At 45.8% G+C, this 24,117-nt stretch carries 19 protein-coding genes, 2 tRNA genes and 1 pseudogene; 10 read left to right on the top strand and 12 right to left on the bottom strand.

The annotated features are described in order from the left end of the window. Window positions 1-86: 86 nt before the first annotated feature. Window positions 87-620: a hypothetical protein gene (locus PGW99_RS10125; RefSeq protein WP_273777562.1), complete on the bottom strand. Its 534-nt coding sequence runs from the start codon at window positions 618-620 to the stop codon at window positions 87-89. Between the two features lie 50 nt (window positions 621-670). After that, a complete protein-coding gene (locus PGW99_RS10120) occupies window positions 671-1,441 on the bottom strand; it encodes a class I SAM-dependent methyltransferase (RefSeq protein WP_273777561.1) in 771 nt (256 codons plus the stop codon). Between the two features lie 127 nt (window positions 1,442-1,568). Here PGW99_RS10120 and PGW99_RS10115 point away from each other — a divergent pair, with 127 nt between their 5' ends. After that, a complete protein-coding gene (locus tag PGW99_RS10115) occupies window positions 1,569-2,831 on the top strand; it encodes a hypothetical protein (RefSeq protein WP_273777560.1) in 1,263 nt (420 codons plus the stop codon). Window positions 2,832-2,906: 75 nt separating this feature from the next. Here PGW99_RS10115 and PGW99_RS10110 read toward each other — a convergent pair whose 3' ends face one another. The 6 genes from PGW99_RS10110 to glyQ all read right to left on the bottom strand — a co-directional run bounded on the left by PGW99_RS10110 (window position 2,907) and on the right by glyQ (window position 8,723). Further along, a complete protein-coding gene (locus tag PGW99_RS10110; protein WP_273777559.1) occupies window positions 2,907-3,782 on the bottom strand; it encodes a DMT family transporter in 876 nt (291 codons plus the stop codon). A 186-nt stretch (window positions 3,783-3,968) separates the two neighbouring features. Further along, the gene (locus tag PGW99_RS10105) at window positions 3,969-4,457 is read right to left on the bottom strand and encodes a hypothetical protein (RefSeq protein WP_273777558.1); all 489 of its coding nucleotides are present in this window, start codon (window positions 4,455-4,457) and stop codon (window positions 3,969-3,971) included. Between the two features lie 160 nt (window positions 4,458-4,617). Next, the gene (locus tag PGW99_RS10100) at window positions 4,618-5,004 is read right to left on the bottom strand and encodes a hypothetical protein (protein WP_273777557.1); all 387 of its coding nucleotides are present in this window, start codon (window positions 5,002-5,004) and stop codon (window positions 4,618-4,620) included. Window positions 5,005-5,136: 132 nt separating this feature from the next. Beyond that, window positions 5,137-5,532 (bottom strand): hypothetical protein, encoded by a 396-nt coding sequence (locus tag PGW99_RS10095; RefSeq protein WP_273777556.1) that lies wholly within the window; start codon window positions 5,530-5,532, stop codon window positions 5,137-5,139. Between the two features lie 132 nt (window positions 5,533-5,664). Continuing rightward, window positions 5,665-7,734, bottom strand: a complete 2,070-nt coding sequence (glyS, locus tag PGW99_RS10090; RefSeq protein WP_273777555.1) for a glycine--tRNA ligase subunit beta — start codon at window positions 7,732-7,734, stop codon at window positions 5,665-5,667. Then, entirely contained in the window at window positions 7,734-8,723 is a 990-nt protein-coding gene (gene glyQ, locus PGW99_RS10085; RefSeq protein ID WP_273777554.1) for a glycine--tRNA ligase subunit alpha, read from the bottom strand. The genes glyS and glyQ overlap by 1 nt, the downstream gene beginning before the upstream one ends. A gap of 248 nt (window positions 8,724-8,971) precedes the next feature. Here glyQ and PGW99_RS10080 point away from each other — a divergent pair, with 248 nt between their 5' ends. After that, window positions 8,972-10,078, top strand: a complete 1,107-nt coding sequence (locus tag PGW99_RS10080) for an HPP family protein (RefSeq protein WP_273777553.1) — start codon at window positions 8,972-8,974, stop codon at window positions 10,076-10,078. A 136-nt stretch (window positions 10,079-10,214) separates the two neighbouring features. Here the strand turns inward: PGW99_RS10080 and PGW99_RS10075 are convergent. Continuing rightward, window positions 10,215-10,407, bottom strand: a pseudogene (locus PGW99_RS10075) (PspC domain-containing protein); the annotation flags it as partial. A 299-nt stretch (window positions 10,408-10,706) separates the two neighbouring features. On the opposite strand from PGW99_RS10075, the gene PGW99_RS10070 reads away from it, so the two are divergent. Next, window positions 10,707-11,372 carry a hypothetical protein gene (locus PGW99_RS10070; RefSeq protein WP_273777551.1) on the top strand — a complete coding sequence of 222 codons (666 nt, stop codon included), beginning with the start codon at window positions 10,707-10,709 and terminating at the stop codon, window positions 11,370-11,372. Between the two features lie 134 nt (window positions 11,373-11,506). Here PGW99_RS10070 and PGW99_RS10065 read toward each other — a convergent pair. From PGW99_RS10065 to PGW99_RS10055, 3 genes are all read right to left on the bottom strand, one after another. Further along, window positions 11,507-11,582: transfer RNA gene (locus PGW99_RS10065), tRNA-Lys, on the bottom strand. A gap of 18 nt (window positions 11,583-11,600) precedes the next feature. After that, window positions 11,601-11,676, bottom strand: a tRNA-Lys gene (locus PGW99_RS10060). A 453-nt stretch (window positions 11,677-12,129) separates the two neighbouring features. After that, a complete protein-coding gene (locus PGW99_RS10055; RefSeq protein ID WP_273777550.1) occupies window positions 12,130-15,438 on the bottom strand; it encodes an Rne/Rng family ribonuclease in 3,309 nt (1,102 codons plus the stop codon). A 743-nt stretch (window positions 15,439-16,181) separates the two neighbouring features. Here PGW99_RS10055 and PGW99_RS10050 point away from each other — a divergent pair. The 7 genes from PGW99_RS10050 to PGW99_RS10020 all read left to right on the top strand — a co-directional run bounded on the left by PGW99_RS10050 (window position 16,182) and on the right by PGW99_RS10020 (window position 23,893). Continuing rightward, window positions 16,182-17,117: an RluA family pseudouridine synthase gene (locus tag PGW99_RS10050; protein WP_273777549.1), complete on the top strand. Its 936-nt coding sequence runs from the start codon at window positions 16,182-16,184 to the stop codon at window positions 17,115-17,117. Next, entirely contained in the window at window positions 17,114-17,785 is a 672-nt protein-coding gene (locus tag PGW99_RS10045; protein WP_273777548.1) for an HAD-IA family hydrolase, read from the top strand. The genes PGW99_RS10050 and PGW99_RS10045 overlap by 4 nt, the downstream gene beginning before the upstream one ends. 466 nt (window positions 17,786-18,251) lie before the next feature. Then, window positions 18,252-19,049, top strand: coding sequence for a 2-keto-4-pentenoate hydratase (locus PGW99_RS10040; protein WP_273777547.1), 798 nt, complete (start codon window positions 18,252-18,254; stop codon window positions 19,047-19,049). Window positions 19,050-19,087: 38 nt separating this feature from the next. Then, entirely contained in the window at window positions 19,088-19,984 is an 897-nt protein-coding gene (locus tag PGW99_RS10035; protein WP_273777546.1) for an acetaldehyde dehydrogenase (acetylating), read from the top strand. Window positions 19,985-19,996: 12 nt separating this feature from the next. Beyond that, on the top strand, window positions 19,997-21,016 hold the full coding sequence (gene dmpG, locus PGW99_RS10030) for a 4-hydroxy-2-oxovalerate aldolase (protein WP_273777545.1): 1,020 nt from the start codon (window positions 19,997-19,999) through the stop codon (window positions 21,014-21,016). Between the two features lie 424 nt (window positions 21,017-21,440). Further along, window positions 21,441-22,745 carry an OprD family outer membrane porin gene (locus PGW99_RS10025; RefSeq protein WP_273777544.1) on the top strand — a complete coding sequence of 435 codons (1,305 nt, stop codon included), beginning with the start codon at window positions 21,441-21,443 and terminating at the stop codon, window positions 22,743-22,745. A 287-nt stretch (window positions 22,746-23,032) separates the two neighbouring features. Further along, on the top strand, window positions 23,033-23,893 hold the full coding sequence (locus PGW99_RS10020; RefSeq protein ID WP_273777543.1) for an alpha/beta fold hydrolase: 861 nt from the start codon (window positions 23,033-23,035) through the stop codon (window positions 23,891-23,893). The last annotated feature ends 224 nt before the right edge of the window (window positions 23,894-24,117 follow it).

Here is a 24,117-nt window from a genome sequence, read left to right as displayed (position 1 = left end):
TCTGTCTCTGAACTTAAATAGATAGCAGGTACAGGTCATAAAAAAGCATTGTTGAGTCTGAGCCTATCCTCAGGTTGGCAATCGCTTTAAGGTGCTTTATTTTGTTGTGCTTTCCAGTGCTGGAGCTGGGCTTCGGCAAGTTGCTGTTCATTCGAGTCTGTTGCAGCAGGAGCTGAGGCCGATGTTTCAGTCGCACTGGATTTTAAATTTTTTGCCTGTTGTTCCCAGTGTTGATAGAGCAAGCCCTGAATATAACGTCCCTGTTCTGTGCTGAGCTCTAGGCCTTGCAGCATTTTTAAAGCGGATTGTGCATGATCACGTTGCCGGTTCAGGGCAAATTCTGGGGTGAGCTCACCCTTTTGCTGTAGCTGTTTTAATTCTCTGCTCAGCTCCTGATGGACTGCCGCCAAACGCTGTTGAAAATCCTCCAAAGCGGCAATATCTCGTGCATCGGTTGGCTGTGCTGGAAAGTCACGAATTGCGACACTTTTTTCTGTCGGGTGGCTCGTACGCTCATTTTGTGGAGTTTCCACAGTTTTTGGGGAGATCGGCTGCTCACAGCCTGTTAAAAGGCTACAACTCGCCAATACGCCACTCAGGATCACCGCCGCTTTCTTCATGCTGAAATTTCCTAGTGTTATCTATTGTTGTTAAAATTAAAAATTAAATGTCACACTTTTTGCCAGTGATAGGCATAGGTGACATAAGGAAATTCAATCAGGTCTTGGGCAGATTTTCCAGTGTAATCCTGCACGATCTTTTCAAACTGTTGTTTGAATTGTTGCTGCTGATGAGTTGGCATGGCGGCAATAAAGCTGGTCGAAAGTAAACGTTTTGAGACCACCTGTTCGACGCTACCGACATGCTTCTGCTCAAAGATCTGTAAGCTTTCATGATGAAACAGGGTCTGCTGTGTCAAAACCTCTCGCCACTGACCGCGATGATAGCGAGGCGTATTGCCCTCAAAAGGCTCAATCAGATCGGCCAGTGCTTTCACCCAGTCCACACCAATATCGCGCTGGTTCCAGATCAGACCTAAATGTCCGCCAGGTTTTAGGATCCGATGGATTTCCTGCAGGCTGGTGAGATCGGCAAACCAGTGAAAGGATTGTGCACATATGACGGCATCGACTGTGCCCGTGGCCAGCGGCAAATCTTGGCTGCTAGCCTGCAGAGCCTGAACATCTGGATAATATTGCTGTAATTGGCTCAGCATTTCTGCAACAGGCTCCACGGCAATCACCTGTGAGAACACGTCCTGCAGATATGGAATAAACTTGCCAGTACCAGCACCGAGATCCACCACAATGTCATTTTTTTGGATCTGTAGCTGATCTTTTAACCAATTTATCAGCTCCTGTGGATAACTTGGGCGAACTTGTTGATAAAGTTCAGCAGCCGAGCTGAAGCCTTTTTGTGCAGTTGGATGAATTTGTGTCATATTTTGTGCTGTTTAATTGGCCGGGCATCTATAAAATAAGATACCTCGCAAAAGTGAATCGGCAAACAGACGATTTACTGTAATTTCGGCCCAGTGAGCAGGGCTATCGTTCAGGTCGGTGTCGCAAATGGATAAGCAAATTCTTTTTGAAGATGAACATATCAGAGTCATTTTATTACCAGGCAATTCGTCTGAACTGGTGTTGTCTTTTGGTGACCTGATTACTCGGGCCAAAGGCTTATCCATTAATGCTGAAAAGTCGCTGATGAAGTATGAGTATAATGCGATCGGCATTATGCCGAAGCAGAAGTCCTGGTTCCCTGCGACCAGTATGGCCGAGATGGCGACCACGATTGCCCCGATTCTGGCACGTTTCCAGCGTATTGTCGGCTATGGCGGCTCTATGGGGGGCTATGCCGCGATTAAATATTCCAAATTGCTGCAGATGGATCGCGTGGTTGCGTTTGTTCCCCAATATTCAATTGATCCAGATGAAGTCACGGATATCCGCTATACCGAGTTTTATCAGGAAGATGTCAATAAAGACATGCGTATTCAGGGCGATGATATTCATCCAGAGGCTGAATATATTGTGGTTTACGATCCTTATTTTGACCAGGATCGCGAGCATTATGAAAAAATCAAGGCGGTGATTCCAGATATCCATACGCTGCATTTGCCTTTTACTGGACATGAAGCCTTGTCGGTTCTGGCCAGTTCCAGCCTGTTGAACGACTTTATCCGTCATCCGTTTGATGCGCCGTATTTTTACAAACAGATGCGTGAGGTGAAAAAGAACAGCAAGTTCTATTACCGTAACGTGATTGCCAATTTCCTGCCAGCGCACAGCAAAGCCTTGGGTCGGATTTTAAAGCACAATAATCTACAGTTGGATGACCAGTATCTCGATGCTAATCTCAAGCAGCTGATTACCCGTACTCTGTTAAGCAAGCGCCAAGTAACTGAGCAGGATTTACAGAAGTTAGGCATCAAGGTGAATTTGCCGCAGGATAACCGTAACCAGTTGCAGGACTATTTTGGCAATACCCTGGTCTTTAACCTGATTAGTCAGAAACTGGAAAGTTACCCGCAAGCAGCGATTGATCTGAACTATAAGTATCTGATCCCGTTACAGGCGGAATCGAGTGGTTTGGCCAAGATTGATGTGAATCAGGAACGCTACCTGATTGTGATGAATGACCGCCGTGTGATGCGCTTGATCAATGATGAAGATGCCCTATCGACCGATATGAATCCGATCGTGGTGAAGAAGTACCCAGATTTTTATGTGCTGAGCTATAAAGATTTGAATGTACGTAGCAGTGAGCATGGTATCTGCAGTTTTGTAGAAAGTCCGGTGCAGGATACGGAAAAATTCCGTGTGGTTTAAATTGCACTAAATCGTGAAATTTAAAAAGCCCATGCAATTGCCTGGGCTTTTTTATGATCAGCGTAACTCCTGTGGTTAGCTTTGTTCAGCGTTGAGCTCATGCATTTTGTAATAGTTGTATAGGGCGAGCAGCAGTCCACTGAGAATAATCAGACCAATTCCGGCATAGTCCAGAAAAGCCGGTTGATAATGGAATAGCCATAGGCTGAGCAGACAGGCAAACATCACCTGACTATAAGAAAATGGGGAAAGCACAGCGGCGGGTGCAAATTTGAAGGCTTGGGTCATGGCCAGATGCCCGACTGTTCCCAAAGCACCAACACACATCAGCAAGATCAACATCAGCCAGGAAAGCGGTTGCCAAAACAGATATAACGCGGGTAACAGTACAATCGTCCCCACCAGACTGGTCAGATAATTCGAGGTGATGACTGAATCCACACCATTAAGACGGCGCGTCAATAATTGGTACACCGCAAAGCTCACCGCACCCAAAAATGGGAAAACCACCATCCAGGAAATGATCTCTTTGCTAGGGCGAATGATCAGCAAGACGCCACAAAAACCAAGCAGCAACAGCGCCCAGTATTGCCAGCTAAAACGTTCTCTAAATAAAACGGCAGAAAGCACCGCAACCAAAATTGGCGTTGTAAAAATAATACTAACGGTTTCAGGTAAGGGTAAATACTTGAACCCGATCATTGCAAAAATACTCAGCCCCAAAAGTGCCAGACCGCGATAAATCTGTAAGGCCAAATGCCGGGTTTGATATAGGGTCTTACCCTGAACTGGTAAGGCGAATAGCGAAAGCAGGCTAAATTGAGAAAAGTAACGGAACCAGACAATCAACAGGATGGGTAAACTGGCTGTGAGATATTTGGACAGGGCATCATGACTGGCCATCACAGCGCTGGCAAGCAGGATCAGTAAAATACCGGGTAACAGCTTCATAACAGCTCAGCGCATTGAATGGATGATCACCTTAGCCTGTTTTTCAGGACAAGACCATGATCAAAGCGGTCATCACATCCCGCTTTAACATTTCAAAAAATAGTCAGCAGAAAGCCTCTTACATTTTGGGATGGAGGCTTTACTTCATCTGAACTTAAGCTGCGTTTGCGTTAAATGTTCTTCAGTTTATAGACGGAGTACGGCAGGATCTTCAGTTATGGTTTGAGCGGGAACAGGTTCTATAACTGGAGCGTTGGTCGTTGTGCTGTTGGACGAAGACTGACTCAAGGGTTGCTGAATGATTGGTGCGGGTGCAGCATTGGGTTCACCGATGACGGCCTGTTTGGTTTCCTGCCATTTTTGGTTGACGGCTTGTGCCGCTTTTTGGCTGTTTTCCTTGGCGATTGCAGCCTGTTCTGCTGTATAGGTTTTACTGTTTTCCCAAGCATGATCAACTTTCGGTTTGATTTTAGCGATGCCTTTTTGTGCTGCGGTATCCACTTTCTCTGCGGTTTCTTGCACTTTTTGTGCAGTTTTATAGCCTAAAACCTCCAGCAGATTAGGATTATCCCCATAAGGTGGTGCCTTTTTCTCATGATGGGAAGAGGATTGCGCCCAGAGTGAGGGAGTTGCGAGCAGGGCTGAAACCAGAAGGACAGATTTGCAAATATTCATACGCAATGGGCACTCCACAATGATTGATACACCTTGGGTTGAAGTCATAAGTGTAGCCGATGGCGTTGGAACTGTTTATGACTTGCCAACAAATAACTACATTTTAACCCGATTATCTCAAATGTTTTTATTAAGCCTAAGTGTTCTACGCTATGGTGTATCAAACACAGGCAACAAGCTGCTCGGCTGAAAAATTGTTTCTCAGTGCAACAAAATTAGCCTGTTTGGCCGGGTCATGCAGATCAAAATGTGTCACCTTGCGCAGGCCATTTTCTGTGGTGACCTGGGTGCTTGCAGAGAGTAGCTGATTGCCTTTAAAGGACCAGTGCTCGGTGGCCTGACCGGTGCCCAGATTGGCTTTAAATTCGATGGTGCAATGGTTGGTATATTTTAGCAGATTGGCCTGGTTGCTATGTGCTTCAGGGAAGGCTTCGATATTATGCACTTGTGCCAGGAGTTGTGCATTTTGGGACTGGGTTGGAAGCTGGGTGCAGGCGGTGAAGGTGAGGCAAGAAAGGCTCAAAAGGAGGAGTTTTTTAAATTTCATAATACAATTTTTCTTAGATCTAATAGAATTTAGTATAGAAAACAAAAGTAAAATAACGCTGTTGAATAAAAGTAAATTTATCAAAACCGTAGATAACCTCAATCTACGGTTTATCAAATTTAAATGATGTAATTATTGTAATTGAATGATTGTTTCAGCCCGATCGTTATGATCATAAGTAACTTCAAATGCTTTCTGTTTACCATCAAAAGCAGCTTCAGTTGGTGTTCCGACTACTTCCCATAGACCTAAAGTCGCTACATCTGCTACACCATGAAAAATGGTTCTGCTCACACGATTGGCTGTACTGTAGCCTTGATTAAATGTAAAAATTTCAACACGCTTCCCAGCTTTGACTTCTGAGGCGACTGGTGCACCAATCTCTGCAATAATTGCATTTCTTGGCATTCCAGTTGCAAAAACAGATAAATCTTTTTTCGGTGGTTGTTTTGCTGCCATAACAGCAGCACAACCATATTGTCCAACAGATAAAATACAAATGGATAATGCAAGTATATAATTTTTCATATATTTTCCCCTCATCTATATGATCAAATAAAAATGTGATTTATACTATAAATATAATTTTTAATAAACGTATTTGTTTGTTTTTAAATAAAAAACCCGCTCTAAAGCGGGTTTATATTGCAATTATTCGTCTTAGTGCTGCAACACTGAAATATCCGCAACGCTAGTAAACAAGCCACGGAGCTGTGCCAATAAACGCAGACGGTTGGCTTTCAGTTCAGCATCCTCTGCCATCACCATCACGCCATCAAAGAAAGCATCAATTGGTGCACGCAGGGCAGCCAATTTAGAAAGTGCTTCGGTATAGTCTTTGGCTGCCAATAATGGCTCAACCACAGGTGTGATTTTCGCAAGTTCAGCAAATAATGCTTTTTCAGCATCTTCAACCAGGTTGGCTTCAACCACCGCACCTTCAGGTGTGGCTTCTTTCGCTAGAATATTCGCTACACGTTTGTTGGCAGCAGCCAATGCAGCCGCTTCTGGCAAGTTGCGGAAGTGATTCACCGCATTCACACGTTTGTCAAAATCCAGTGGCGATTTTGGTGACAAGGCTTGAACGGCCTGAATCACATCTACTGCAACGCCCTGGTCTTCATACTTGGCACGGTAACGACCTTCAAGGAATGCCACTGCATCCGCTAAAGTCTTGTCGTGATCTTTCAGTACATCGCCATACGCCGCAAGCGCCAGTTTGATGAGTGCTTCAATCGAGACATCCAGATTGTTTTCAGTGACTAGACGCAAAATACCAATTGCAGAACGACGTAACGCAAACGGGTCTTTTGAACCGGTTGGTGCCTGACCAATACCGAAAATACCGGTTAAGGTATCGAGACGGTCGGCAAGGGCAATCGTGGTTCCGGTTTTGGTTTTTGGTAAGATATCACCGGCGAATTTTGGCAAGTACTGTTCGCCCAAGGCTTCAGCGACTTCATCATTTTCGCCTTCAAGACGTGCGTAATAGGTGCCCGCGATCCCTTGCAGTTCTGGAAATTCGCCAACCAGCTCAGAGGTCAAGTCACACTTCGCTAGAAGTGCTGCTTTTTCAGCATCGGCAGCCGTTGCACCGGTGATTTTTGCCAGTTCAACCGCCAGTTTGGCGATACGTTCAGATTTGTTCCAAAGCGTACCTAATTGTGCCTGGAAAACCATATTGGCCAGTTTAGTTTTGCGTGAAGCCAATGGCTGTTTCTGGTCTTGCAGGAAGAAGAACTCGGCATCCGACAAACGTGGACGAACCACTTTCTCATTACCTTCGATAATCTGCTGCGGATCTTTCGATTCGATATTGGATACGGTAATGAAGTAAGGCTGTAATTTGCCTTCAGCATTGACCAGACAGAAATACTTCTGGTTGTCCTGCATGCTAGTAATTAGCGCTTCTTGTGGCACCGCAAGGAAACGTTCCTCGAAGCTTGCACGTAATGCCACAGGCCATTCAACCAGACTGGTCACTTCATCACGCAAGTCACTTGGTACAATCGCCGTGGCATTTACTTCATCAGCAAGCTGTTTCACTTGTGTATCAATGATGGCCTGGCGTTCTTCAAAATTGGCAATGACTTTTGCAGCACGTAGTGCATCCAGATAAGCATCGGCATTAGCCAAAGTAATGGCTTCTGGCGCATGGAAACGGTGACCATAAGTCACGTTACCTGCTTTGTGGTCCTGAATGGTTGCATCAACGACTTGGTCATCTTTTAGTAATACTACCCATTTCACCGGACGTACAAACTCGGTACGGCTGGCGGCTGAACGCATGCGTTTCGCGATTGGCAGGTTATCCAATGCGTTTTGCAAGATTTGCGGTAGCAATTGATCGAGGCTTTGACCTTTCACATCTTTCAGGTAGCAGATTTTCTCGACTTTACCTGCCTGGAAAGTTGAAACCTGATCAACCGTAATGCCTTGACCACGCATAAAGCCTTCAAGCGCTTTGGTCGGTTTGCCTTCGGCATCATAGGCAGCTTGCACGGCAGGGCCGTCGAAGCGTTTTTGTGTGTCAGCTTGTGCAGCATCGACATCAATAATTTTCAGGGCCAAACGGCGGGGTGCTGCATAGGCTTCAATTGCAGAGAAGTTTAAGCCTGCATCTTTTAAGCCTTTTTCCGTTTCTGCTTTTAATGCATCACGTAAGGTTTTTAGGCTTTTAGGAGGCAGTTCTTCACAGCCAAGTTCGAATAAAACAGTATGTTTCGACATTATTTGCTCTCCGCTGCTTTTTCTGCTTGGGCTGCTTCGCTTTCCGCTTGTGCTTTGAGTTGCGCCAAGACTTCATCACGCAAATGAGGTTCTGCCATTGGGAAACCGAGTTCAGCACGCGCTTGTACATAGCTTTGTGCAATGGCACGCGCCAGAGTACGTACACGCAAGATATAGCGCTGACGTTCAGTCACAGAAATCGCCCCACGCGCATCGAGCAGGTTAAAGCTGTGCGAGGCTTTGATCACTTGCTCATACGCTGGCAGTGGAAGTTTTGCTTCCATTAAACGGTTGGCTTCAGTTTCGTAAAAATCGAACAGTTCAAACAGCTTGTCGACTGGTGCATATTCGAAGTTATAAGTCGATTGTTCCACTTCATTTTGATGGAACACATCGCCATAAGTCACAGTACCAAATTGGCCTTTGGTCCATACTAGGTCATATACGGAATCAACACCTTGCAGATACATGGCCAGACGTTCCAGACCGTAAGTGATCTCACCAGTCACTGGGTAGCATTCCACACCACCCACTTGCTGGAAGTAGGTGAACTGGGTCACTTCCATGCCATTCAGCCAGACTTCCCAACCTAAACCCCAAGCGCCTAGCGTTGGAGATTCCCAGTTGTCTTCCACGAAACGGATGTCATGGGTGAGGGTATCAATGCCGATGGCTTTTAGTGAGTCGAGGTACAGCTGTTGGATATTGTCCGGGTTTGGCTTGAGCACCACCTGGAACTGGTAATAATGTTGTAGACGGTTCGGGTTCTCGCCATAGCGGCCATCTTTTGGACGGCGTGAAGGCTGCACATAAGCGGCATTCCAGGTTTCAGGTCCCAGTGCGCGCAAGAAAGTTGCTGTGTGGAACGTCCCTGCGCCCATTTCCATGTCGTAAGGTTGTAAAACGACGCAGCCTTGTTCGGCCCAGTAATTTTGTAAGGCAAGAATTAAGCCTTGAAATGTATCAATATGAGATATGGCGCGACTCATGGTGCATCCATTAAAAATGAGAAAAAATTGCTGCTAAGTATAGGGAATTTGCATGGCAATGACAAAGTTTTCCTGCATGGATAGGGAGCATTTACGAGGGTATTTTCTTCTCATCTGGGCAGCTCTTTTTTATTGCCGGCTATAACAGCAAAGCTAATATTTTAAAGATGTAAAATAAATACACCTTATAAAGCCATCGCTTTATACTGAACCATAAATTGAGGTCAGCATAACGGGACAGTATCAGCATGCGTACAGCAGACTGGGAGTGGTTAAATCGGCTTAAGCCGGATTTTAAAATCTTGCCGCTTCGGGAGCGATTGCTCTGTGCGCTGGGTGCTTTACTGGGATTGGCGATTTCGTCCCTGATCAGCTGGTATGCACTGGATGGTCTGAATGTCTGGTATATCGCACCGATGGGCGCGTCTTCGGTGTTACTGTTTGCTGTACCGAGCAGTCCACTGGCTCAACCCTGGAATGTGCTGGTCGGCAATACCTTGGCGGGAATCCTCGGTGTCAGCTGTGCTTTATGGTTGCCGGATCTGACCGCTGCATTTAGTGTGGCAGTTGGCGTTGCGATTTTTCTAATGCTCAGTACGGATTCTTTGCATCCACCGAGTGGTGCCGTCGCAATTACCGCCGTTTTAGGTGGCGATGCGGTACATGCCTTGGGCTATCACTTTGTTTTTTATCCCGTATTGCTCAATTCCGTATTGTTATTATTATTTGCCATCGGTTTTAATCATTTACGTGGCAAACATTATCCGCATCCCGGGCAACTCAATCCGCGTTCTGCCGATCCTACACCGACCCAGAAAGTTACCATTCAGCCACAAGACATCCAGAATGTATTGGAACATCAAACCCAACTGCTCGACATTAGCGAATACGATTTACAAAACATCATCTTGCAGGCTCAGGAACAGGCCAATGCTCGTGCTGTGAGTGAATTTACCTGTCAGGACATTATGAGTAAAGATGTGATCCGGCTACATGCACAGGATGATATCCATCTGGCACTGGATAAATTTAAACAGGTTAATCTGATGAGTTTGCCGGTGGTGAATACAGAGAATCAGCTGGTCGGTACGTTGGCATTGTACGAAATCGTCGAGTGGTTCAAGAGGGCAGCAGATCCGCGGGCATCGTGGGAACATGAAGTGCAACAAATTATGAACCGGCAAGTCGTAACTGTTCAGCCTCAACAGCCGATTGATGATCTGGTGCCTTATTTTGTCGAAAGATCATTTAATTATATTGCCGTGGTGGAACAGCAGCATTTGGTGGGTATTGTGAGCCGTGCCGATATGATCGCAGCATTACAACAAGCGCTTCATCAGCAGCGCAATATGTAAAAAAAAGCTACGGCTGCATTAGGGAAACAGCCGTAGCGACCAAAAAGTATATTGTGTTAGCGACGTTGGATTTCGCGGTCATCCTTGATGGTACGGATCACCGGCGGTTCTGCTTGCTCGGAAAAACTAAACGTATTTGCTTGTTTAGGGATTAATAGCCATAACACCAAATACACCAAAATGCCTGGAAATGCGGCACTCATAACAGAAACCAACACAAAGATAATCCGCAGTAAATTGGGATTCCAACCAAAGCGTTCCGCAATGCCTCCCATCACTCCGGCAATCATGGATTGACGATTTGAGCGATACAAACCGGAAGTAGCCATTGCGTTCTCCTAAAGAAAAAAATCCACTGTCTTAATCTTTTATTGGGCGCTGCAGCTATTTTTTAAAGGGGAGTCGGGGCAAGGAACCGTTAATTTATGTAATCCAATCACTGCTTAAAATAAGCGGGTTATTGAATACACAATTTGTAGGCGATTTATTTAATATCTCTGAGCAATGAATACAAAAGCAAACGGAAGCAAAGCTTATATAAAACTAGAATAGCAACAAGAGTTGATCTGAAGTCGAATAGCGGTTCAGGTGTGGTACGGGTAGCGTCCGGCGTGATAAGGATGGTGGTATGATGCGTATAAAGCGAAGTGTATTGACGCTAGGGTGTAGTCTTGGGTTGAGCCTGGGGCTGATCGCCTGTGATACCGGGCAACCACCCCACGAACAGTTGATGTCTAGTGAGGCTGTTCATTCTGATGAAGAGAAAACCCCGCAAGCCACTCCTTCATCTGAAGGACGCAAACTGTCAGATGTTGCCGGTCAGGCCAATTTGCCACGACAACGGATCTCAATTGATAGCGGCGCCACGCGGCTCAGCGAATATGAACAGCAGTTTGTTGGGCGTTATCATACTAAAATGTCTTGTGAAGACAGTCTGACTGACTGTGAACATGGGAATTCTGAATATATTCTTAATTTACTCCCGGATGGTACGGCACATCGCATGATTGTGCATTACGGCAAGGTGTACGCGGAAAATACTTCACAGCAGAGTAGCCGCTATAATCGTGCAGCCACCTGGACCGTCAACCGTGAACTGAATGAAGTGGTGGTTTATCCGAAAGACAGTTATCCGATTTTTTACCGGATTGAAAATAACCAGCGGTTGGTAATGAATGTGGAAAAAATTCTATCTGTCGCTGAAAATTCACCCGCTGTACTTAATCCACCACTTTTTGTACCTTCACAAGATTATGTGTTACTGAAAGATCCGGTTGAGGCTGAGCACAAATAATTTCATGGCATTTGGAGCTGTAGTGTTGTTTTCTGCTTAAACTAAGCCATTTGAAAGAATCAAAACAGGATTGAAAAAGGTACTGAATAATAGGCATAAAAAAACCTCTCAAATTGAGAGGTTTTTCTAGAATCTGGTGGGTCGTCCGCGACTCGAACGCGGGACCAACGGATTAAAAGTCCGCTGCTCTACCAACTGAGCTAACGACCCATCGGGGATCAAAATAAGTGGTGGGTCGTCCGCGACTCGAACGCGGGACCAACGGATTAAAAGTCCGCTGCTCTACCAACTGAGCTAACGACCCATCTCGTTTTGATGAAGCGTATTCTAGCAAGATCTTCAGCTAACACAAGCGAAAATTCAAAAACTTTCACCTGACTGTTTATAAAAAATGCGATTTTTGCAGATTGAGCTAAAAAATAAGCGAAAAATGGGGGCGATGCCTCATGTTTGTCAAACGCTTGTCAAAATTACCCGGAACAAAATTGGAATCGAGAGACGTTTTATCGGAGAAATATCATGATGTTTGAGACGTTCTCGATCATTGATTTCCTATTTTTTTAAAATCTAAAGGGTTTAGTTTGCGACATCAACCCAGAATCGCGTTCAGGAATGATAGAAGGTACAGTGATTTAAAAGCGTTGATTGCTTAACTCTGGTGAGCGGCTTGAGTTCATGAATCCTGAGAAAGATTAGACATTAAAATGAGACATAAAAAAACCTAGCCATCAAGACTAGGTTTTTTTAGATCTACAGCTTATTCAGCGGTAGGATTGGCTTTTTTCGGTGGACGGCCACGTGGACGGCGCGGGCGAACCGGTTTGTCCTTGTCAGCAGCCTCTGCAGATGCAGCATCGTCGCTCTGCTCAGGCACGGCCACTTCTGCTGCAACTTCTGTACTTTCTGTATCGAGCGTCAGTTGTTCAACGGCCACAGGTGCTTGCTCTACAAGCGCTGCAACTTCAACTTCCGGTGATGCCTCGAGTGCTGGTTCGGCCACTTGAGCTGTACTTACACTTTCCACCACAGGTGCCGTATTTTCCGGCTCTACTACAGCGACTTCTGCAGGGGCAGCAAGAGTTTGCTCTTTTGCCTCTTCAGGCTGTGCAGCCTGTTTTGCCTGTTCGAGTGCTTGCTCAGCGGCAAGCTTGGCTAAACGGCGACGCTCACGCGGGTCGTTGGCTACACGTGGAGCAGGCGCCTGCGGTGGTGTGAGTGGGAGTACCGGAGCCGGCTCAGCTTCTGCTACAGCCTTACTTGGTAACTCAACATCACGCGTGACCGGCTTTTTCTCCTGCTCAACAGTAGCAGGTTGTTGCACGAGGCTATTTGCATACTGCTCAGTGAACTTCATCAAGGCACGGTTGAAGGTTGGCACTAAACCAAACTGCTCGATCAAGACTTTACAGTCTTCACCGTAGACATGACGAATCAAGCTACCGATCGTATATTGCGCCAGTAAAGGCACTTGAGACGGGTTGAGCTTCGGTGTTGACTGTTGTGCTGCACGTTGCCCCTCACGCTGTTGGCGACGACGCATACGCGGATCGTTGCTGGCACGTTTTGGCTGCTGTTGTACTGCTGGAGTCAACTTTTCTTCTACAACAGGTGCCTCAGCGACTTCTACTTCAACCACAGCGGGTGCAACAGGTTCACTGATTGCTTCAACTGCGCTTGCAGCTGTTTCAACCACACTGGCTTCGGTCGCTGCAGTTGCTGCTAAAGTGACGATTTCACTTTTGGCTTGATCAACATTCACCACCAGAGCTGTTGGCAGGAATTCATCATGTGGCACATCGACAAGATCAACTTTAACCTGTTGCTGATCAACTACGACCGGTGTCGGTGCCGCTGGTTGTTCATTTAAAACGCTCTGGTCACGATGACGGTTTGGTCGTTGTGGGCGTTGCTGCTGGTTACGGTCGCGACGTGGAACAGGTGCATCGACGTTTTGGCTTTCAGCTACAGGCTCTGGCTGCTGGCGTTTTTGCTGACGTTTCTGTTCACGGATTTCCTGGCGCGACAGTTGTACAACTTCTTCGTGAACCTGAGTCGAGGTTTCTACAGCATTGTCACGTGGTTCGCGATTCTTGTCGCGGTTACTGCGTTTCTTGTTGTGACGTGGTTGCTGTGGACGATCTTCTTTCTCAATCGGTTCACGCACTTCTTGTTTGGTGACAACAGGTGCATTCGACAGGTAGACATTGCTGCTAGCGGGTGCTGTAGCGACAGCGACTTCTGCAGTGTGGTTGACCTGCCCAAACTGGCCACGGCTTACTGCGCCATTATTGACCATCTGTTCAATCGCAGCTGCTGCATTGTTGGCAGTACGTGCTTGATCGACGGTATGTGCCTGTTTTTGTACAAACAGGTTCTCTAGCCATGCACATGGGCTGGCTGATTTTTCTGCGACTGGCGCAGCGACCATCGCAGGAGCGGCTGGTGCTTGGGTTTTCTTATCGCCGTTTCTTCTTGGTTGTGCAGCTTGAACTGGAGCAGCAGCGGCTTCCGTTTCTTCTAAATGCCATTCAGAAGATTCATAACCCAGTTCTTTTTCACTTGAACGTGTGGCTTCCGTACGTTCGTAGCTGGTTGGTGCAAAGCCTTCCGGATTATAGGAGATTTCGTAGTGTGGTGTTTCCAAGTGTGGGTGAGGCAATACGGTCACACGCACTTTCGAGGTTTGTTCCAGGTAGACCAAACTATGGCGTTTTTCATTCAGCAAGAAGGCTGCGATTTCCACTGGCACTTCAACCTGAACTTCACCGTGACGTTCACGCAGTGCGATTTCTTCCACTTTACGCATGATCGAAAGAGAAAGAGAGCGCAAGTCACGTACCATACCGGTACCATGACAGCGTGGGCAGACATAGCCCGTGGCTTCTTCAAGCGATGGGCGTAGACGCTGACGGCTCATTTCCATCAGGCCAAAACGTGACAACTGGCCAAACTGGATACGTGCACGGTCACTTTGTGTTGCTTCACGCAGTTTTGCCTCAACCATACGCTGGTTGCGGTCTTTGGTCATGTCGATAAAATCGATGACTACCAGACCACCAATATCACGTAAACGTAGCTGGCGAGCAATTTCTTCCGCTGCTTCTAGGTTGGTTGAAAGCGCAGTTTCTTCAACGTCATGACCACGGGTCGATTTGGCTGAGTTGATATCGATTGAAACCAGTGCTTCGGTTTGGTCAATTACAATTGAGCCACCCGATGGCAATTTGACTTCACGTTCGTAAGCTGTCTGGATTTGGCTTTCAATCCCGAAATGAGCAAAAAGAGGTTCATTCAGGGTGTAGGTTTTTAGCTTGTCGAGTTGACGTGGCATCACGGCTTTCACGAAGTTATACGCTTCGTTATAAGCTTGCTCAGAGTCAATCAGGATTTCAGCAACATCATCACGCAGATAGTCACGGATCGCACGGGTCACGACACCGGCTTCTTGATGCACCAGCATTGGTGATGGACCCGAGCTAGCCGTATTTTGGATTTGTGCCCATAGGTCGAGCAAGTGTTGCAAATCCAATTGCAATTCTTCTTGTGAACGGCCAATACCGGCAGTACGTACGATCACGCTCATACCACGTGGCACGTTAAGAGATGCCAGCATTTCTTTCAGTTCTTCACGGACTGAACCTGAAATCTGACGGCTGATACCACCGCCTTTCGGGTTGTTTGGCATGAGAACGAGATAACGGCCAGCAAGTGAAATGAAGGTCGAAAGCGCAGCACCTTTGTTGCCACGTTCTTCTTTTTCAACTTGAACCAACAATTCAGTGCCTTCAGTGATCAATTCACGAATGTTTGAAGTTTGGCGTGGGTCGGCCTGGAAGTAAGAGCTGGCAATTTCACGCATGGACAAGAAGCCCTGGCGATTGGCGCCATATTCAACAAACACCGCTTCTAAAGACGGTTCTACACGGGTCACATGACCTTTGTAGATGTTGGATTTCTTTTGTTCACGGGTGCGGTTTTCAAGGTCGAAATCGTAAAGACGATGACCGGTAATGAGGGCAACGCGTACTTCTTCAGCATGTGTCGCATTGATCAACATACGTTTCATGGGTGTAACACCTAATAGTGACCCACATCAACAAGTCGCGAGAGATTGCCCGGCGAACATCGAACATAACGGATCAATGCTCAGATCTCAAATAAACCGATTGTGGTCTGAGCGTTTGTGACCGGCCAAAGGCAACGGTTTTGATTCTCGTATTGATGCTGGCAATACGCTTTAATCTTTAAACGATTAAAGTCTCCCGGGTGATTCACTGGCAAACTAGCGGTGTACTGGATGGAGAGCTTTCACTGTCACATCGCTGGAAGATCCTTCTTTAGAGGTCTTGATACGGAATGATCATCGTATCGCTGCTTGAGAGGTGCAGTTCCAAATACATCAACGCTTTAGCCTGAATACGACCTCAGGGTGCGACTGGTCTGATGTGTATCAGTTAACGTTTAAAAAGCCAACACAGTGTTGGCAACATATTTTTTTCAGCAAACTGATCTCTGTACAAAAGCACAATTAAACGCAACAGTTTGCTGTTTTGCCGATATAATAAGCCTTCGGCGTCGGCATAATCCTTTAGGACCTTTCCGCGCGAGTAGAAGCGTCAATCCATGTTCGGCTGCAATCTAAGACTGCTTGGAACCTCTTGGCGTCCACTGAACGGCGGTATCCGTGCGCTGACTATATCAAACCTTGCATCATCTGCCTATGGGCTAAGCTTATGTTTCTTGTGAAACGAATAGCCTAAATGATCAATTTTTAATCGAATTTCGTGTTTTTGGGATCGAAGTAACTGTATGAATTCTACACAACAATGGCAAAGTGTCACTTGGTTTGACGTGGATGAGCATCAAGCGGGACAGCGTATTGATAACTTTCTGTTTAGCCGTCTCAAAGGCGTACCGAAAAGCCGGATTTACCGTTTGATCCGTGAAGGTCAGGTACGGGTGAATAAAAAGCGTATTAAGGCAGAAACCAAACTGGCGATTGGCGACCAGATTCGTGTCGCACCGATCCGCTATGAGCCAAAAGATGAAACCGCGGCACCGGTGTCAGATAAAGTGGCACAAGGTTTGTTGTCGCGCGTGGTGTATGAGGATGAAGGCCTGATGGTGGTCAATAAGCCTTCAGGCATTGCTGTGCATGGCGGTAGTGGCGTGGCTTACGGTCTGATTGAAGGTTTGCGTGCGGCAACCGGGAAAAAATACCTGGAGCTGATTCACCGTATTGACCGGGATACTTCCGGTTTGGTGATGGTCAGTAAAAAACGCAGTACCCTGAAGCATCTGCAAGATTTACTGCGTGAACACAAGATTAAAAAAACCTATGCCGCGATTGTGAAAGGTCAGGTGAGTCTGGATCAACAGTTGATTGATGCACCTTTGCACCGCTATGAGCTGGCCAATGGCGAGCGTCGTGTTCGCGTATCGAAAGAAGGTAAAGACAGCAAGACCCAGTGGAATGTGGCAGAGCGTTTTATGCATGCAACATTGGTTTATGCATCACCGCTTTCCGGTCGTACCCATCAAATCCGTGTGCATGGTTTAAGTATTGGTCATCCTTTGGTGGGTGATGATAAATACGGTCATCAGACTGAATATAAAGGTCCGGCACCACGTCGCTTATGTCTGCATGCGATGCGTCTGGAGATCCCGGGTTATGCGCCGATTGAAGCGCCTTTACCTGAAGATATGCAAAGTCTAGTTGCCCAACTGCGAGCACAATCGAAATGAGTCAGAATGTAGAATTGGTGGTGTTTGATTGGGATGGCACGTTGTTTGATTCGGTAGGTCAGATTGTGGCCAGTTTGCAATATGCAGCGCAGCAGTTTGAGCAACCGCTAACCGATGAGGCGGCAAAAAGCATTATCGGTTTGGGCTTGCCGGAAGTGATGCAGATTCTGTTCCCACAGGTGCCACACTTGCAGCAGGAGATTTTGCAGGTGTATGCCGATCACTATGTGGCCAACTCAAAATCCGATGCTTGGTTTGATGGAATCGCTGGATTACTCTATGGTCTGAAAGAGCAGGGGTTTAAACTGGCAGTGGCTACAGGCAAAAGCCGTAAGGGACTTGACCGTGTCCTGAGCCAGACCAACAGCCATGACCTGTTCGACATTACCCGTGCAGCGAGCGAAACCCGATCCAAACCGCATCCGCTGATGCTGCAAGAAATTTTACAGTACACCGGTCTGCACAGTGCCCAAGCCATTATGGTCGGGGATACTTCTTATGACCTCGAAATGGCTCAGGCGATTGACATGCCACGAATAGGGGTCAGTTATGGCGTGCATAGCCGGGAAGTATTGCAGCAATTCGCCCCGATTGCGATTGTGGATGATGTCCCGGCGTTACAGCAGCAGTTATTCCAATCCGTTGCCAGTCTGGCTTTGGCGGAATAAAGCGATTAAGCAATATCCCCTTGATGGAAAATCATCGTGAGTTATAAGCTTTTTAGGTGATCTGGCTAGTGCCGGATCATTTCTCTATTTCCCTTCAGTAAAATAGATCTGTGTCGTCTTTTGGTCTTATGTGCTTTAAATTAAAGCCATTGACAGTAAATGATCTGTTATGGTCCAAATGTGAAATACTGGCTAAATGCTTCTGGTTGTTTGATTTTGAGTCAAAATGTGCCAGAGAATTTATAGGTATTAGCTATTGTAAAAAATAAAATAAGTATTGGCATTCAAGGCCGGTTTTTTTCATCCTTAATCAGTTTATATAGATACACGTTTCCCCACGATGGTCCGGTGCAGTACAGCTGTACAGGTGGATCCAATCTGTCAGATCTTTTCTTGATGCTCTAGTGTAATCATGTCGCCATCTGGAACGGTATACGCTCGTTTTTTGCAGTTTAAGGAAACATTGATGTCGAATTCTGCTGTTGTTGAGTCAGTTGCTCAAGCCCTACGGGATGCTGAATTATCACAAACTGCGATTGCTCCAATCCGCCCGCAATTGGGTGGTGAAGGCGCAGATGTGGATATTGCTTACGCGGTTCAGGAAATCAATACCCAGCGCGCGCTGGCTGAAGGCCGTCGCCTGGTGGGTCGCAAAATTGGTCTGACTTCTAAAGTGGTTCAGGCGCAATTGGGTGTGGATCAACCGGACTTTGGCATGTTGTTTGCCGACATGGCCTATGGCGATGGAGAAGCCATTCCTGCCGGTTTATTGATTCAACCGAAAGTTGAAGCTGAAATCGCCCTGGTGATCAAATCTGATCTGACCAAAGACAAACATACTTATGCCGACATTATCAGCGCGACCGATTATGCGTTGCCAGCGATTGAAGTCGTGGATAGCCGGATTGAGAACTGGAAAATCAGCTTGATCGATACCGTGGCTGATAATGCGTCAAGTGCTGCCTTTGTTTTAGGTTCACGTCCAGTAAAACTGGAAAATCTGGATCTGGTGAACTGCAAAATGGTCATGACCCGTGGTGAAGAAGTGGTTTCACAAGGTGTCGGCAAAGCATGCCTAGCCAATCCATTGAATGCAGCCATTTGGCTGGCAGATGAAATGGTACGCCGCGGCCGTCCATTGTTGGCGGGTGACATTATTTTGACTGGTGCGCTTGGCCCAATGGTGGTGGCGCAACCGGGTGACGAATTCAAAGTGGAAATTGAAGGCTTTGGTTCAGTGACAGCTGCTTTTGCTGCGGAATAAGTCTGAATTTTACCAGAACGCTTTTAAGAGAATTGTTCATGAAAAAGATTAAATGTGCATTGATCGGACCGGGTAACATCGGTACAGACTTGCTGTATAAATTGCAACGCAGCGAGTTTTTGGAACCGGTTTGGATGGTGGGGATTGACCCAACTTCAGAAGGTTTGGCGCGTGCAGCGAAAATGGGCCTAAAAACCACAGCGGAAGGTGTGGATGGTTTATTGCCACACGTAATTGCCGATGACATCAAGATTGCGTTTGATGCAACTTCTGCTTATGTACATGCGGAAAACAGCCGCAAGCTAAATGAACTTGGCGTACAAATGATTGACTTGACGCCTGCAGCGATTGGCCCTTTCTGTGTACCGCCTGTCAACCTTGAAGCATTGCTTGAAGCGGGTGATTTGCCAAACGTAAATATGGTGACATGTGGCGGTCAGGCAACCATTCCAATGGTCGCTGCGATTTCACGGGTACAACCAGTGAATTACGGCGAAATTATTGCGACCGTATCGACCAAATCAGTGGGTCCGGGTACGCGTAAAAACATTGATGAATTTACCCGTACCACTGCAGGCGCGATCGAGAAAGTTGGCGGTGCTAAACAGGGTAAAGCCATCATCATCATTAACCCGGCTGAGCCACCATTGATCATGCGTGACACCGTACACTGCCTAGTGGAAGGTGAGCCGGATCAGGCTGCGATCATTGCATCAGTCGACGCCATGATCAAAGAAGTACAGAAATATGTACCGGGTTACAAACTGGTGAATGGCCCAGTCTTTGATGGCAACCGTGTGTCCATCTTCCTTGAAGTGGAAGGTTTGGGTGACTTCCTGCCGAAATATGCCGGTAACCTGGACATCATGACTGCAGCCGCTGCACGTACCGCAGAAATGTTTGCAGAACGTTTACTCGAAACCGCTGAAGCTTAAAAGGAATACCACATGTCTAAGATTATTATTAATGATATGACCTTGCGTGATGGTATGCATCCAATGCGCCATCAAACCACACCAGAGCAAATGGTTGCGATTGCAACTGCCCTGGATGATGCAGGTGTTCCTTTAATTGAAGTCACCCATGGCGATGGTCTGGGTGGTAACTCAGTGAACTATGGTTTCGCTGCTGCTACCGATGAAGAATACTTAAAAGCAGTCATTCCAAACCTGAAACAGGCCAAAGTATCTGCACTGTTACTGCCAGGTATTGGAACTGTTGATCATCTAAAAATGGCACATGATGTGGGTGTCGCGACGATTCGTGTGGCAACCCATTCAACGGAAGCCGATGTTTCTGAACAGCACATTACCGCTGCACGTAAATTGGGTATGGATACCGTGGGCTTCTTGATGATGGCGCACATGGCTTCCCCGGAGAAACTACTCGAAGAAGCACAAAAAATGGTGTCCTACGGTGCAAACTGTATCTATGTGACGGATTCAGCAGGTTACATGTTGCCGCAAGATGTGACGGATCGCGTTGGTATCTTGCGTGCTAACTTGCCTGCTGAAGTGGAAATTGGTTTCCATGGTCACCATAACTTGGGTATGGGTGTTGCCAACTCTGTTTCTGCAGTGACTGCGGGTGCTACACGTGTCGATTTAGCTTCTGCCGGTTTGGGTGCAGGTGCAGGCAATACACCACTTGAATTGTTCGTTGCGGTTGCCAATCGTATGCAGATTGAAACCGGTGTGGACTTGTTCAAGGTTCAGGACGTGGCTGAAGACCTGATTATTCCAATGATGACGCATCAGATTCGTGCCGACCGTGATGCTGCTACATTAGGTTATGCGGGTGTGTATTCTTCATTCCTGTTATTCGCCAAACGTGCTGAAGCCAAATATGGCGTATCTGCGCGTGAAATCCTGATGGAATTGGGCCGCCGTGGTACTGTTGGCGGTCAGGAAGACATGATTGAAGATTTGGCATTAACCATGGCAAAAGCTAAAGAATTGCAAGCCTAATCTAAGTGCAAACAATTTGATAAAAAGCACTCCTGAGAAGGGGTGCTTTTTTTCTTTGAATTACGATTTTTTTATTTAAATTTAGTGACTTAATTAGTAGTTTTTTTTTATAAAGAAGCTAAGTTCTGGCTATTAAAGCTTAAAATTTGACTTAAACTTAAAAACACTTAATGGAAGTCATAAAGTGTGAAAAATATAGTGATTTTTTATAAAAATTAATATTAAACAGTATGTTGTAAATATTTTTTTTTAAAAAATAAAAAATTCTTATTGTTAAAAACACTTAAAAACAATTCGTAAAAAGAAAATCAGAGCTTCTCACTGGGGAATTGGCCAAATCTTCAGACTGTGGTCGGATTTTTTCAAAGACTTGAGTTGCGCATCATGTCGTCCTGTATTGTTTCAATCATTAGGGAATTTAGCGATGCGTCGTCACTCATTATGGATAGCAATGGTTTGCACTTCAGCCACATTGGCAACAGCGGCTCATGCAGACTTCGTGAAAGACAGCAATGTGCAGTTAAAATTTAAGAATTTTTATTTAGACCGTCAATATGATGATCTTCCTGCTAAGAATTGGGGAAGCTGGTCACAAGCAGTGACTCTGGATGCTAAATCTGGGTATAGCGAAATTGGTGATACTGGTATCCAGGTAGGGGTTGATCTGTTGGCACAGTATGCGGTTCGTTTGGATGGTCGTGATACTGATGACTATGTGCTTCCATATAATAAGGCTGAGAAAAAACAAGAGCGCCAGTTTGGTAAAGTGGGTGCAACGTTAAAAGCCAAAGTGAGTCAGACTGAGTTACGCATTGGTGAATTGTTGCCGATGACACCGGTACTCTTCTTTGATCCATCACGTCAATTACTCACAACCTATAATGGTGCATGGTTAGAATCAAAAGATATTAAAAACACTAAATTAACCCTAGGTTATATCGATAGCATTAATGCACGTTATGAAAACCAGCCAATGGATTTGGGGCTTTGGCCAAAAGCATTAAACAATGATGGTAAGGTCGATGGCATGTACGTGGCGGGTGTGGATTATCAATTCAATCCAAACTGGTCAGCCAGCTATTTCTATGCTGATGTTGATAACCTTTATCGCCAAAATTATTTAGGAATCAATTATAAAACAGCATTCAAGAACCAGGCTAAGTTTGATACCCATGTGCGCGTATTTGATAACCGTGAAAATGGTGATGCATTGTATGGTGAAATTGATAACCAGGCGTTGTCACTGGGTGCGAATCTGAATTATGGTCCACATAGTTTTGGTTTGGGCTACCAGCAAATGTTTGGTGATCATGGCTCTAATCCAAGCGCGAAGACGGGAGAGCCTTACTTCCCTACATTAGCTGGTTGGGTGCCGCAGCCTTATCTGGATAACTGGGGTGTAGCGAGCTTTATCCGTAAGGATGAGCAATCCGTGGGAGCTACCTATAGTTATGACTTTAAGGATGCAGGTATCAATGGATTAAAAGCGACAGCGAAATACTGGTATGGCTGGAATGTGGATTCAGCTTATGAATCTGTAAATACTTTAACTGGTGAAGGAAAGGAAAACGAATTCAACTTTATTTTGAATTATGTCGTTCCTGAAGGGAAGTTAAAAGGTCTCGGATTCCAATGGATGTTTATTGATGTCAACTTTGACAATATCAATGGACAAACTAGTGATCTGCAAGAACACCGTATTGCAACCACTTATACTTATAAATTCTAATCCTATGTGTTGTGAAGAGAGCGGTCTTGATGACCGCTCTTTTTATTTACAATACAGCTTCATAAAACTCAAAGGGGATAAAGTGGTTTTATTTAAAATAAATCATTATAAAACAATAGTTTGAATTATCGTTTTTTTATTTAAAATCATCGTAATTTTGTATCAGTTTGCGGCTTCTGAACGGTTAATATGAGCAAGCATAAAAGTCGATTTATTCAATATTGGCCGGATACAAGCCCCGATTTTGCTGGGCTTTGAAGGCAGCATACGCTGTACGAGGAGCAAGTATGAGCACAGTTCAGATCCCTGACTATACAACGGATTCTTTTTTTGGTTTGGAAGACAAATGGCTTGAAACTGCAGAAGGCGAATTAACCCATTACCATGAAATTGGTCAAGGTACCCCAATTCTATTCTTGCATGGTTCAGGTACAGGTGTATCTGCTGCGGCAAACTGGTGGCTCAACCTGCCACAAATTGGTGAGCAGGCACGTTGTATCGCGATTGATTCGATTGGTTATGGCCAGACTGTGGTTGCTCCAGGCACACAATATGGTATTCGTGCCTGGGTAGACCATGCGATCCGTGTATTGGATGCTTTGAACATCGAAAAAACCTGGTTAGTGGGTAACTCACTCGGTGGTTGGTTGGCATTCCAGTTGGCCTTGGATTATCCAGAGCGTGTTTTAGGGATTGTTTCCATGGGTACAGGTGGTGCCAAGCAAACTGCGGCATTGAAAGCCCATGCGAATCCAGAATTGACCGTTGAAGGCATCAAGAAAACGCTTTCGATGTTTGTTGTGAACAAAGATCTTGTGACTGATGAATTGGTCAAAGTGCGTTTTGAAGCGGCAAAAAATGACTATGCATCTGATCGCTTGATGGAAGTGGTAGGTGCGCGTGACCGTGACCGTTTTGAGTTCCCGTTAGACTTTGAGAAAATGAAAGACATCACTGTCCCTGTGTTATTGATTCATGGTGTACAGGATGTAGTGATTCCAGTATCGCGTACTTGGGATATCTTGAATACGGTTCCACATGCGGATGCGCACATCTTTAGCCAATGTGGCCATTGGTCACAGGTTGAAAAAGCAGATGAATTTAACACCGTGATTAAAGAGTATTTAAAAGCGCGTGGCGTTGCTTAAACACGTGTTTTAAGACTTAAAAGGATGGCTTCGGTCATCCTTTTTTTATATAGATCATTCCGGACGAATGAATGCCGGATAGGCTGTAGTGAGCTCTTTGGATTTATCCTGAAAATGATGATGTGACCTTGGATGCTCAACCAGACTCAGAGCATAAAAATATCAATCCGGCCTTATTAGACTTAAGTTGTAGATCTGCGGGATTTATGTGCAAATTTTGCAGC

The organism is Acinetobacter sp. GSS19 (assembly GCF_028621895.1).
Taxonomy (GTDB): domain Bacteria; phylum Pseudomonadota; class Gammaproteobacteria; order Pseudomonadales; family Moraxellaceae; genus Acinetobacter.
This window is presented reverse-complemented; position numbering and strand designations above follow the sequence as displayed.